This window comes from Mesorhizobium sp. B2-2-4 (assembly GCF_006442375.1).
Classification (GTDB): domain Bacteria; phylum Pseudomonadota; class Alphaproteobacteria; order Rhizobiales; family Rhizobiaceae; genus Mesorhizobium.
Genome location: NZ_VFWB01000010.1, coordinates 211,415 through 223,918, shown reverse-complemented (window position 1 = coordinate 223,918; position 12,504 = coordinate 211,415). Strand labels below are relative to the sequence as shown.

Genomic DNA, 12,504 nt, shown 5'->3' with positions numbered 1-12,504 from the left:
GGGCACAGCCTTAACCATCCGCCGCGCCCGCTTTGTCGCGCCAGGCCCAGTTCCGGATCTCGGGCATGTCCTCGCCATGTTCGCGAACATAGCGCGTGTGCTCGTTCAGGCCGTCGGCAAATCGGGCCCTCGCATCGGCTGCCCTGGCGCTCAGCCCCGGCACCCGGTCGATCGCCTCGATGGCTAGGTGAAAACGGTCCAGTTCGTTGAGCACCGCCATGTCGAAGGGCGTGGTCGTCGTGCCCTCTTCTTTGTAGCCGCGAACGTGGAAGTTGTCGTGATTGGCCCGTTTGTAGGTCAGCCGGTGAATGAGATAGGGATAGCCGTGGTAGGCGAAGACCACCGGTCTGGCGGTCGTGAACAGCCTGTCGAATTCCGCGTCCGCCAGGCCGTGGGGGTGCTGCTCCTTGGGTTGCAGCGCCATCAGGTCCATTACATTGACGACGCGTATCGCGAGATCCGGTATCGCCTGGCGAAGAAGGTCGACAGCGGCGAGCGTCTCCAGCGTCGGCACGTCTCCCGCGCAGGCCATCACCACGTCGGGATCCTCCCCTCCACGCTCGGTTCCCGCCCAATCCCAGATCCCGATGCCGGCCTCGCAATGACGTATGGCGTCGTCCATCGGCAGCCACTGGGAAGCCGGCTGCTTGCCGGCAACGATCACGTTGACCCGATTGTAGGTTCGCAGGCAGTGATCCGTGACCCAGAGCAGCGTATTGGCATCCGGCGGGAAGTAGATGCGCACGATGTCCGCCTTCTTGTTGGCGACGAGATCGACGAAGCCGGGATCCTGGTGGCTGAAACCATTGTGGTCCTGCCTCCACACATGGGAGGTCAACAGATAGTTGAGCGACGCGATCGGCCGCCGCCAGACAAGTTCACGCGAGACCTTCAGCCATTTGGCGTGCTGGTTGAACATGGAATCGACTATGTGGATGAACGCCTCGTAGCATGAGAAGAGGCCGTGCCGGCCGGTCAGCAGGTATCCTTCCAGCCAGCCTTGGCAAAGATGTTCGCTCAGCACCTCCATGACGCGGCCGTCGCGCGCCAGATGCTCGTCATAAGGCTCGATCTTTTCCATCCAGACGCGCTCGGTCGCGTCGAAGACCGCATCCAGCCTGTTGGACGATGTCTCGTCCGGTCCCATGAGCCTGAAATTGCGGGCATCGGCATTCAGCCGTATGACCTCCTCCATGAACGCTCCCATGAGCTTCGTCGCCTCGGCCCTTGCGCCGCCGGGTTTCGGGACCGCGACCCCGAAGTGGCGGAAATCCGGCAATCGCAACTCCTGCTTGAGCATCCCTCCATTGGCATGTGGATTGCTGCCCATGCGCCGCTCGCCGTCCGGCGCCAGGGCCTGTAGCTCGTTTCGAAACCTGCCCGCTTCATCGAAAAGCGTCTCGGGCCGATAGCCGCGCATCCAATTTTCCAGAGCTGCGAGATGGCCTGCATCGTTTCGCGGGTCGGTGATCGGCACCTGGTGCGCGCGCCAGAAACCCTCGACCTTCTTGCCATCCAGCTCCTTCGGGCCGGTCCAGCCCTTCGGGCTTCTCAGCACGATCATCGGCCAGCGGGGCCGATGATCCACTCTGCCGGTCTCGCGCGCTTCCTTCTGGATTTCATCGATCCGATCGAAGACAGTATCGAGCGTTTCGGCCATCAGCCGGTGCATCGCCCGCGGTTCGTCGCCTTCGACGAAAAAAGGTTCATAGCCATATCCAGCCAGCAAGCTTCGCAACTCCTGCGCGTCGATCCGGGCGAGCACCGTCGGATTCGCGATCTTGTAGCCGTTGAGATGAAGGATCGGCAGGACAGCGCCGTCATGGACCGGATTGAGGAATTTGTTCGAATGCCAGGAGGCTGCCAGCGCCCCCGTTTCCGCCTCGCCGTCGCCGATCACGCAGGCCACGACGAGGTCCGGGTTGTCAAACGCGGCGCCATAGGCGTGAGCCATCGCATAGCCGAGTTCGCCGCCCTCATGGATCGACCCCGGCGTTTCCGCGGCGGCATGGCTCGGGATGCCGCCCGGAAAGGAGAATTGGCGAAAGAGCTTGCGCAGCCCATCCTCGTCGCGACTGACCTCGGGATAGATTTCGCTGTAGGTCCCTTCGAGATAGGTATTGGCGACCATCCCCGGTCCACCATGGCCTGGGCCGCAAATGTAGATCACGTCGGCATCACGCTGCCTGATGATGCGATTGAGATGGACGTAGATGAAATTCAGCCCGGGCGTGGTCCCCCAGTGGCCAAGCAGGCGAGGTTTGATGTGCTCCGGCCGCAACGGCTCCTTCAGCAGCGGATTGTCGATCAGATAGATCTGTCCGACCGACAGAAAATTCGCCGCCCGCCAATAACGGTCGATGAGATCGAGCTCTCCTTGTTCAGGCCGGCTACGCATTGCCCGCACGAGTTTCTCCTTGGCAAAGCTGGTTGAAATACGATGCGTGCCGCCCGCATTGAATAATCCGACAGCGAAGTCGAGGTTCCCATCAAATGCGAGCCGCCCCCCACAGCCGGCCGGGGAAATCTTGCCTCAGCCGCGGATTTCACCATCTAAAGGCGATGCCATCGCCCCGATCCAGCAATCCCACGGACCCTCGCCAGGACGACCTCTTTGGTGCGCCCGACAGCTTGCCGGAAGGATTTCGTTACCTGCCCGAACTGATCACGCCGGCGCAGGAAGCTGAACTGGTGCGGGAGCTCGAGAGCCTGTCCTTCCAGCCATTCGATTTCCACGGCTATCTCGCGAACAGACGCGTGGCAGGCTTCGGCCTGCGCTACGACTATGAGCGGCGCCAGGTGATGGAGGCGCCGCCCATACCAGGTTTCTTGCTGCCCTTGAGGGACAAGGTAGCCGGCTTTGCCGGCCTGCCTGCCACCGATTTCGTGCAGGTCCTGATCAACGAATATCGACCGGGCGCCGGCATCGGATGGCATAGCGACAAGCCGCACTTCGGCATTGTCGCCGGAGTGTCGCTGTTGGCTGCTTGCAGTTTCCGCCTGCGCCGCAGGAACGGTGCGAAATGGGACCGCGAAACCGTCACGGTCGAGCCGAGGTCCGCATATCTGATGGCTGGGGCCGCCCGGACCGAGTGGGAGCACAGCATACCGCCGGTGAAAGAGCATCGCTATTCGATCACGTTGCGGACGCTCCGGCCGTTGTGATCGTCGGACAGCGACTGCGACAGCCGGTGCAGCATCTCGCGTGAACTGCCGAAGCGAAGAAATTTCGGCCCGGCATGAAACTTTCCCTGCCACCGATGGTTTTGCCGACGGGTTTTGCGGGTGAGCGATTCGATTGAGGAGGCGGCGATGAGCGCTACCGGACTCGAGATTTTCGACAAGACCACCCACACCACCAACGTCTGGCTGGACGAGATCATGGCCGACCACGGACAGGATCGCCAGTTCGCTTGGCACCTGCTCGGCGTCGTCCTGCGCACCGTCAGGGACCGGCTGCCGGTCGACATGGCTTCGCATCTTGGAGCGCAGTTGCCGCTGCTCGTGCGCGGCACCTACTATGAGCAGTTCGAGCCGTCACGCCTGCCGCAAAAGAGCCGTTCTCTTGAAGAGTTTCTCGGCCCCGTTGAGCAGGGCATGAACGATACGCGTCCCGTCGACCCGAAAGCCGCGGTTCAATCGGTCTTCAAGGTCCTCTTTCATCATATCGACCCTGGTCAGATCAGAAAGGTCCGCGCCTCGCTGCCTGAGGACGTACGGCAGCTCTGTCCCGATCCCGATACGAAACACTGAACCTCCTCTCGGTTCGAGAGGGCGGCGTGCTCAATAAAGGAAATCCGCCATGCCCAATGCCGCCGAAATCCTCGTCGACACGCTGATCAACTGGAAAGTGGAGGTCGTCTTCGGCCTGCCGGGCGACGGCATAAACGGCATCATGGAGGCGTTGCGCACCCGTCAGGACCGCATCCGGTTCGTCCAGGTCAGGCACGAAGAATCTGCCGCCTTCATGGCGTGCGCCTATGCCAAATGGACCGGCAGGTTGGGCGTCTGCCTGGCCACCTCGGGACCGGGGGGCACACACCTCCTTACCGGCCTCTATGACGCCAAGCTCGACCAGGCTCCCGTGCTTGCCATCACCGGCATGCAGTTCCACGACCTTATCGAGACTTTTACGCAGCAGGACGTCGACCTGACCCGCGCCTTCAACGACGTCGCGATCTTCAACGCGCAGGTCTCCGATGCCGCCCATATGGAAAACCTGGCCAGTCTCGCCTGCCGCTCGGCTCTTGCCCGGCGCGGCGTCGCCCATCTGTCGATTGCCAGCGATGTACAGGAAAACGAGTTGCCCGAGGCAGACCGCTCGAAGCGAAACCGGCCCTCGCACACCCCCGATCGATGGTTCGAAGGCAGCCGGCTTCCGGCTGCCGACCAGCTCGACCAGGCGGTTAAGATTCTCAATGCGGCGAAAAAAGTCGCTATCCTGGCCGGACGCGGCGCACTCGGCGCGCGCGAAGAACTTGAGCGCGCGTCGGACCTGCTGGCGGCGCCCGTCGCCAAGGCGCTGCTCGGCAAAGCCGTGCTGCCCGACGACCATCCGAATACGACCGGCGGCATCGGCATTCTCGGCACCCGCGCCTCGCAGGATGCGCTGAGCGAATGCGACGCCCTGCTGATTGTCGGATCGACGTTCCCCTACATCGAATACTATCCCGAACCTGGCAAGGCGCGCGGCGTCCAGATCGACCGTGACGCGCAGAGGATCGGCCTGCGGTATCCCGTCGAGGCAGGGCTCGTAGGCGATGCCGCCGAAACCTTGCGTCTTCTCAACGAACGCCTCGAGCGCAAGAGCGACCGCTCCTTCCTGGGAAAGGCGCGGCAGGAAATGACCCGCTGGCGCGATGCAATGGCATTATCCGAAGCCAAGCCGGATGTGCCGCTGAAGCCGCAACTCGTGGTCAAGGCATTCGGCAGGCGTATGCCTGAGAACGCGATCCTGGCAGCCGATTCAGGACAGAATACCGAGATGGCTGCCAGGCACATCGACATGAAGGCCGGACAGGCATTCGGGGTTTCTGGAGCGCTCGCCTCTATGGCCTGCGGCCTTCCCTATGCGATTGCCGCCGGCATTGCCTTTCCGGGGCGCCCTATCTTCGCAGTGGTTGGGGATGGTGGGCTTGCCATGCAACTCGGCGAATTCTCGACTGCGGTACGGCACGGCATTCCCCTCAAGGTCCTCGTGCTCAAGAACGGCATGCTGAACCAGATCGCCTGGGAGCAGATGATGTTCCTTGGCAATCCGCAATTCGGCTGCGAGCTGCAGCCCATCGATTTCGCCATGGCCGCCGAGGCCATGGGCGGCATCGGCTACAGCGTCTCGCGGCCGGAAGAGGTCGAGGGCGTGCTTGAGGCGGCCTTCGCCACGCAGGGACCGGTGATCATCGAGGCCGTCGTGGACGCCTATGAGCCAATGATGCCGCCCAGGATGCCGCCGGATTATGCGAGGAATTTCCGCAAGGCGCTGCCGGACACGCCTGGACACGACCAGATCGAGGACAATGTCGGCGAGGAGCCGCTGAAGTCCATGATGAACGAAGTTTCCGAGGAAGCGTAGGCACAGCCGATCTCGCCCCACGTCCGCGACGGATGGCGACGTGCGCGGCGACACTGCATAGGGATACTTCTACCGAGTCCGTGGGATCGGTATCGGCGCCCCGACCATCGCGGAAGTCTCGGGCCATGTACCGCTTCGGGGCAGATCCTGCTGTTGCAAGAGTGAAAGGGTCGTGCGGCAAAACTACCGCAAGCCACTGTTCTTGCATGGCAACTTAGCATCAAAAAATTTTTGGGACCCCTCTTGAAGAGATTTCTGGCCGTTCCCAGATCGTTTCGCGTCGAGGCTTCGGCTCGATGAAAAAGGCGTCGCGACACCCGCGGCGTCCCATGTTGCTTTTCGGAGGATATGGATATGAGAAGCGTGGATTTTGCACCCCTTTACCGCACGACGGTCGGCTTCGACCGTCTTTTCGACATGCTCGACAGCAGCATTCGCTCGGACTGGCCTCCCTACAACATTGAAAAGAATAATGAGAACAATTACCGCATCACCATGGCGGTAGCAGGCTACGACCTGGACGAGCTCGAACTCGTGCAGAACGGCGCCGAACTGTGCGTTACCGGACGCAAGAAGCCAGATCCAGAACAGCGGCAAGTTCTCCACCAAGGCCTTGCGATAGGTAATTTCAGACAGGCCTTCAGGCTGGCCGACCACGTAAGGGTGAAGGCTGCGACGCTGAACTGCGGTTTGCTCGCCATCGAGCTCGTGCGTGAGGTGCCCGAAGAACTCAAGCCGCGTCGCATCGAGATTGGCGTCCGCGGCCCTGAAAATACAACGAAGTCGATAAGCCAGGATGTGTCGCGCAAGGCGGCATAGAATGTCGCAACAACCTGCGGTCCGCCTCCCGGCAACGCCGGGAAGCCAAGATTGCGGAGAACGGAGATGAGAAGCGAAGCTGATATCTTTCTTCAAGCCGGCACAAGAAAACCGACCCGCATCGACGTCTCGCCGGTGCCGAAAAACCCCGGCGACGTTCTCAACTGCTCAACTATGAGCCTTGAGGCGAAGCGTGCCTTGCTTGCCTCATGGGCCTCGGACGCGCATGCGGTTGACGACGCTCCGTCGCTGCGCAGGCTGGATGACGGCTCGGTCATGAATGTGGATGAGATCCTTCGCGCGCTGAAGGCACTGGATGAGCGCGAGCAAGGGCATCCGCCGCACAGGGCGGCGTCTCGGTCCCAGCGGCGTTCTTTCGGCCGCTTCCGTCGAGGGAGTTGGTCCCGCTGGATCGCGGGCATCCGAGGTGAAGACGATGATGACGATCCACCTCCGAGCCCGGTCTGCGCGGCGATCCCGCCGAGGGCAGGCGGTGGCGGGGCATTTTCCCTGCCGGAACCTGAAGCAGCCTAGAGCAATCCCGGGAAAAGCGCATACCGCTTTTTCCGTGGAAATTACGTAGAAACAAACAGTTAGAGCAGTTCGGCGTCTCGTGAAACGATGAACTGCCCCAATGAAGGGGTTGGGGCCAACCCCTCAAAAGCATCCAGCCAATGGAGGAAGTTCATGAATGACAAAATGTTCGAGCAGCCTGTTCTGGTGAAGAACGGGGATTTCATGATCGAGGAAGTAGCGTGCCTCGAAGATGCATTCGAGTTTCTGCAGAATTGGCCCCGGAACCGCAGAGGCCCGATTTTCGAAACCGCCCTGCGCGCGTGTCAACGCGCCTATGACGGCCATGTCCCAGCCTCGCTGGCACGCGATGCTTTTGCCGGCTTTGCGCGCTCGGCCAGGATCCTTGAAGACGTCTCGACCTCCATACCCTGGATGGCGGGGATCAAGACGGGCAGAGGCGGCATTTCCGCCTGAGGAGAACGTTCGCCGAACCTTCGGTTTCAAGTATGTCAGGTTCCGAGCAAAGTCATGGAGAGCGCCTAATTCCGTAGGTCGTGCCGCCGGCAGGGCGCGGTGACCGGTGCTAACGCCGGTCACCATGCTTGGCGGTGCCGGTCAGCGGAACATCGAGCCGCCATCAACGTCGAGCGCCGCGCCATAGACGAAGCTCGCGGCGTCCGAGCAAAGGAATAGGATCGCGGCGGCCATGTCGTCGGGCCGGCCCATGCGGCGCATCGGCAAATTGGCCGCGATGCGGTCCTTGAGAGCCTGGTCGATATGGGAATGCATCGGCGAATCGGTCGGCCCCGGATTGAGGGCGTTGATGCGCACCTTCTTTCCCGCCAATTCGCGCGCAACCGACTTCACCAGCGACAGCGTGCCGGCCTTGGACGCCGCATAGGCGGTGTCGGCGATGAGCCCGCCGCCGCCATGCACACCGGCGTCGGAGGCCACGCACACGATATTCCCCCCGCCGGCATTGCCTTGCATGCGCTGCACCGCCCCCTGAACGGTGAAGAAGGTGCCCAGCAGATTGACGCCGAGGACGCGCTGCCAGTGCGCCCAATCCTGCTCCGCGATTCTCTTGGCAGTGATGATCGCCGCGCAGGTCACGACGTTGTCGAGCCGCGCCAGCTTGGCGTCGCAATAGTCGAACATGCGCGCGATGCTGTCGGGGTCGCCCATGTCGGCCACCACCTTGTGCGGTGGGGTCCCGGCCCTTCCGCTCAATTCGTCATGGCGCTTCGCCAACCCCTCGGTATCGCGGTCGCACATCACGACCTCGGCGCCCTTGGAAAGAAAGGCACGGGCGGTCTCGAAACCCATGCCGCTCGCGGCACCGGTCACCAGCACGGTCTTGCCGGCAAAACTGTCCTGGGCAAACGTCGCATAAGGGTCGATCATGATGTCTCCGTGAACAGTAAGGGTTGGCCGGCGGCAACGTTTGGCGAGGCGTGTTCAGGCCTTCAGGTGCAGCGTCACGAGCACGCTGCACTCCGCGCCGCTGTCGAAACGCGCCGCGACGCGCAGCCAGTTGCCAAAATGGCTAAGCCGCGCCATTGCCATGCCGTCGCGCTCGGCCGGCATGACAAACTCGGTGCCTTCGCGCAGCCAGTGCATTCCATCCGGCGAGATCTCGATCCACGCCGTTGCCGCAGGGCCGACAGGTTGCTTCAACGCGCGCACGAAGAAGATCGCCTCGCGCGCCCATCCTGCCTCGTAAGGCTCGCTGGCGGCCTCGCCGCGCCAGCGCTCGTTGCGCGAGACGACCGCGGTGATGTTCTCGGGCAGCATCAGAAGTCTCCGGAAATGCAGATGGAATCGACATAGAGGAAGGCCCGTTTGGCAACGTCGGTTTCAGCGAAGAGGCCGAAATTGAGCATGCACCACAGGTTCTTCATCGCCGGAATGCGGATCGAATCGAATCCCGAGAGATCGAAGCTGCGATCGTTGCAGCGCAGCCCGAGCGCCGTCATCGATTCCAGATCGAAATCGAAGCACAGATAAGTCCAGTTCACCTTGGTGGGGATCTCGTTGTAGCACAGGCGCTGCGATCCGCCGGGAAGGTCGAGCCATCCCTCCGGCGACAGGTGATAGTGGCTGATCGTCTTGTCGTCGCTGCCGATCGGGATGATCTTCTCGGTCTCGCGCTTGTATTGCCATTTTTGCAAGTGCTGGCCGTCGAGCGCGTTCAAAAAGCGCAGATGCGGCATGACCCGATCGCTGTTGCCATCCTGATCTCCGCCCTGCAGGTCGAACAGGAAGCCGACGGAGCGCACATCGGTTTCGGAAAGCTTCAGCGCATTGGCTTCGGGCTTGAAGGTGAAATACATTTCGAAGCGGATCGGTCCGCGCTTCCTGAATGTGTGGCGTTTGATGGCGACGTTGCGGGCTCCCGGCAGGGGACGTGTCGCAACCTTCAACGCATAGGATGAATCCATCCCCCCGTGTGAGCCGGCGTCCCAGTGCGCGAGCGTCGACAGCATGGCGCTGGTATGCTGCGCGTAGCCCGGCAGCATGGTGTCCAGATCGTCCTCATAGTTGCCGACAAGCTGCGACCAGCCGCAATGGCCGCGCGCGAAATCGTCGAACGACAATATCCGCGGCAGCGGGTCGAAGCGGCTGAGCGCGGGGTCCGCGCGCAACAACGCCAGCCGCATCGCCTCGGCGAGGTCAGCGCCCTGGTTTGGAACCTGGTTCTTCATCTCGGCCTCATCCGGCTTTCAGTTTCTTGACGGCGTCCCAGTCGATCTCGATGCCGAGCCCGGGTTTCTGCGGGACGTCGAGCGTGCCGTTCTTCTGCCTGACGCAACCGGGCGCGAGATCGGCCAGGCTGGCCTTGAACGGGCTGGCGTCGCACTCGCACTCCATGACGCCAAAGTTCGGCATCGCGGCTGACAGATGGACGCTTGCGGTCTCGCAGACGATGCCCGACATGCCGATATGCGGCGCGTAGCGGACATCATGCGCCGCGGCGTAGTCGGCCATGCGACGCGTCTCGGAGATGCCGCCCGCGCGCGCCACGTCGGGCTGCAGCACGGACAGCGTCCGGTTGGCGATCAGGCGCTGCGCCTGGTCCAACGTGAAATTGCTCTCGCCCGCGGCCAGCGGCACGTCGCAGCGCCGGCGCAGTTCCTCGTAGCCCTGCTCGTTTTCCGGTTGCAGCGGCTCCTCGAACCAGAAATAGCCGTTTGCCGAAAGCGCACGACCTACCTCGACCGCCTCGTCCAGATTGTAGGCCCAGTTCGCATCGACGCAGAGCCCGATCGCATCGCCGGCGCGCTTGCGGATGCGCTCGATCCGTTTGCAGGCTTCGCGCACGGGCCGCGCCATCTTAACCTTGATGCGCGTAAAGCCCTCGCCGAGATAACGATCGAGTTCAGCGTCGGCGGCATCGTCGTCGACCCAGTTGACCGCGGCGGCATAGACGTCGATGCGGTCGCGTCCGACACCGCCGAGAAGCTTCGCGATCGGCTGTCCGGTCGCCTTGCCCAATATATCCCATAGCGCGATGTCCACGCCGGCGATGGCCTCAATCAGCACGCCGCCCGCCCTGCCCGAAAGCGCGCGGCGCATGGACTGCCATAGGGCGCCGATGTTGCGCGCGTCCTGGCCGAGCAGGCGCGGCTTGAGCGAGCTTTCGATCAGCTCGACATAAGCCTTGGGCGAGAACCGCGCCAGGGTTTCGCCTACGCCGACAATGCCCTCGCTCGTGCGCACTTCGACCAGGACCAGCGAGACCTTTTCATAGACGCCCCAGGACGTGACCGTGGGCCGGGGCAATGTCTGGCTGAGGGGATGGGCAATCACCTCGGCAATCTTCAGCGGCCCCGCCGCGATTGGATCGCTCACGTGCATCGGCTCCAGATTTCTCCCTTGGTCCTCTCGCACCGCCTTCATAGCTTTCACTTGTAAACTTAGCAACCAAAAAACTTAGTTGCTATGTTCGGGAAAACCGTGCTAGTGAGCTCTGAAAGGATTCCGAATGCCCCTGGACGAAGCACGCAAGCCGATTTTCTCCGCGAAACTCGCGAGCCCTTCCCGCCTCGCGGACGGCGTCTCGGATGCGATCGCCGCGGCGTTGTTCGACGGACGCATCGCGCCTGGCGAAGCGCTGCCGCCGGAAGGCGAGATCGCCCGGGAATTCGGCGTCTCCAAGCCCATCGCACGCGAGGCGCTGCGCCAGTTGACCAGCGCCGGCCTCGTTTCGACGCAGCAAGGAAAAGTTGCCCGCGCCAAGGCACTCAGCGGGGAGCCGATGGAGCGCATCTACGCCTATGCGGTCCGTTCGAGCCTGACGCGGCTTCAGGAAGCCAACGAGATGCGCCGCGTCATCGAGGTTGGCATAGCCAGGCTGGCCGCCGAGCGCCGCGATCCGCGCGGCCTGGAAATGATGCGCCAGGCCGTGCTCGACATGCACGCCGGCATCGGCAGGCCTGGCGATTTCACGCAAGCCGACATTCTGTTCCACCTCGGCCTCGCGACGGCCACGGGCAACTCCATGATCCGTATTCAGATGGAAGGGATGCGGTCTGTCCAACGCGAGGTTTCTGAACTGTTCTCCCAGCGCTCCAACCGCACGGAAGCGGATTGGCGGGCGACCGTCGAACGGCACCAGGCGATCTACGACGCGATCATGGCGGGCGACACCGATCTCGCGGACCGGCGCATTCACGAGCATTTCGACGCGGCCGATATCGCCTCGTTCGAGGTGGCCGGCAAGCTCGGGGAGCCGTCGCCGTGAGCAAGGACCGTTTTTCCCTTGCCGGACGGCGGGCGCTGGTGACCGGCGCCAGCTCCGGCATCGGGCGCGCGGTTGCGATCGCCCTGGCGCAGCATGGTGCCAGCGTCGCGCTGCATCACTTCGGCGACGCCGCCGGCGCGCGCGAAACGGCTGCCGCCATCGGCCCGGGCACCGCGGTTCTCGAGGCCGATTTCACCGATAGCAAGTCAATGTCGGCCTTTACCGACGAAGCCGCCGGCGCCGGGCCCATCGACATCCTCGTCTCGAACGGCGCGATCGAGCGGCGCCGTGCATGGAGCGAGATCGACGAAGCGCATATCCAGGCCCATGTGGCGGCAAACTTCACGGCCCTGCTCACCTTGGCCACGCGGTTCGTTCCCGCCATGGCCAAGCGCGGATGGGGACGCGTGGTCGCGACCGGCAGCGTGATGGCGAGGCGTCCGCGCGCGGAAACGATCGTCTATGCCTCGCTGAAGGCGGCGCAACTTACGGCGGTGCGCGCCCTGGCGCGCGAGGTTGCGCCGCATGGCGTCACCATGAATGTGGTATCGCCCGGCGCGATCGAGACGGAGGCAACGGCCGAGCGCTACCGGGACGCCGCCTTCCGCCAAGCGGTCGCCGCGAAGATTCCCGCCGGCCGCCACGGCCAGGCCGACGACCTCGTCGGCGCCTTCGTTTTTCTGTGCAGCGACGCCGCCGGCTACATTACCGGGGCTGACCTGCCCGTTGACGGCGGTTGGACGATCGGCGACGCGCCCGGCGCGCTGCCGGGGACAACGGCATGACAAGTCGCCGCCGCCTGCCGGCCCGTTCGTTGCGCGCCCGCAGTTGTTGATTGGACCATCGGCGTTTC

Annotated in this window: 12 protein-coding genes; 7 read left to right on the top strand and 5 right to left on the bottom strand. The window is 63.1% G+C overall.

The window, feature by feature from the left end; all coding sequences use genetic code 11:
• Positions 1-10: 10 nt before the first annotated feature.
• Entirely contained in the window at positions 11-2,398 is a 2,388-nt protein-coding gene (locus tag FJ959_RS24735; protein WP_140632680.1) for a phosphoketolase family protein, read from the bottom strand.
• Between the two features lie 164 nt (positions 2,399-2,562).
• Here FJ959_RS24735 and FJ959_RS24730 point away from each other — a divergent pair, with 164 nt between their 5' ends.
• The 5 genes from FJ959_RS24730 to FJ959_RS24705 all read left to right on the top strand — a co-directional run bounded on the left by FJ959_RS24730 (position 2,563) and on the right by FJ959_RS24705 (position 7,381).
• Positions 2,563-3,165, top strand: coding sequence for an alpha-ketoglutarate-dependent dioxygenase AlkB (locus FJ959_RS24730; protein WP_140560360.1), 603 nt, complete (start codon positions 2,563-2,565; stop codon positions 3,163-3,165).
• Positions 3,166-3,312: 147 nt separating this feature from the next.
• A complete protein-coding gene (locus FJ959_RS24725; RefSeq protein ID WP_140560359.1) occupies positions 3,313-3,753 on the top strand; it encodes a DUF2267 domain-containing protein in 441 nt (146 codons plus the stop codon).
• A 49-nt stretch (positions 3,754-3,802) separates the two neighbouring features.
• Positions 3,803-5,572, top strand: coding sequence for a thiamine pyrophosphate-dependent enzyme (locus FJ959_RS24720; RefSeq protein WP_140632638.1), 1,770 nt, complete (start codon positions 3,803-3,805; stop codon positions 5,570-5,572).
• 354 nt (positions 5,573-5,926) lie between these two features.
• The gene (locus tag FJ959_RS24715) at positions 5,927-6,391 is read left to right on the top strand and encodes an Hsp20 family protein (protein ID WP_140632635.1); all 465 of its coding nucleotides are present in this window, start codon (positions 5,927-5,929) and stop codon (positions 6,389-6,391) included.
• Between the two features lie 687 nt (positions 6,392-7,078).
• Positions 7,079-7,381 (top strand): DUF982 domain-containing protein, encoded by a 303-nt coding sequence (locus tag FJ959_RS24705; RefSeq protein WP_140496450.1) that lies wholly within the window; start codon positions 7,079-7,081, stop codon positions 7,379-7,381.
• A 141-nt stretch (positions 7,382-7,522) separates the two neighbouring features.
• Here FJ959_RS24705 and FJ959_RS24700 read toward each other — a convergent pair whose 3' ends face one another.
• From FJ959_RS24700 to FJ959_RS24685, 4 genes are read right to left on the bottom strand one after another with little or no spacing between them, the layout of a single operon-like run.
• Positions 7,523-8,311 carry an SDR family oxidoreductase gene (locus FJ959_RS24700; protein WP_140632632.1) on the bottom strand — a complete coding sequence of 263 codons (789 nt, stop codon included), beginning with the start codon at positions 8,309-8,311 and terminating at the stop codon, positions 7,523-7,525.
• A 54-nt stretch (positions 8,312-8,365) separates the two neighbouring features.
• Positions 8,366-8,701 carry a hypothetical protein gene (locus FJ959_RS24695; RefSeq protein ID WP_140496164.1) on the bottom strand — a complete coding sequence of 112 codons (336 nt, stop codon included), beginning with the start codon at positions 8,699-8,701 and terminating at the stop codon, positions 8,366-8,368.
• Positions 8,701-9,567, bottom strand: a complete 867-nt coding sequence (locus FJ959_RS24690) for a DUF6772 family protein (RefSeq protein ID WP_140632677.1) — start codon at positions 9,565-9,567, stop codon at positions 8,701-8,703. The genes FJ959_RS24695 and FJ959_RS24690 overlap by 1 nt, the downstream gene beginning before the upstream one ends.
• Before the next feature lie 52 nt (positions 9,568-9,619).
• Positions 9,620-10,759, bottom strand: coding sequence for a mandelate racemase/muconate lactonizing enzyme family protein (locus FJ959_RS24685; protein WP_224518899.1), 1,140 nt, complete (start codon positions 10,757-10,759; stop codon positions 9,620-9,622).
• 133 nt (positions 10,760-10,892) lie between these two features.
• Between FJ959_RS24685 and FJ959_RS24680 the strand changes: the two genes are divergently transcribed.
• Together FJ959_RS24680 and FJ959_RS24675 are read left to right on the top strand one after the other, a co-directional pair.
• Complete coding sequence (locus FJ959_RS24680; RefSeq protein ID WP_140513598.1) at positions 10,893-11,651, top strand: FadR/GntR family transcriptional regulator; 759 nt, start codon at positions 10,893-10,895, stop codon at positions 11,649-11,651.
• A complete protein-coding gene (locus tag FJ959_RS24675) occupies positions 11,648-12,436 on the top strand; it encodes an SDR family oxidoreductase (protein ID WP_140632626.1) in 789 nt (262 codons plus the stop codon). Before FJ959_RS24680 ends, FJ959_RS24675 begins: the two co-directional genes overlap by 4 nt.
• Positions 12,437-12,504: the final 68 nt, after the last annotated feature.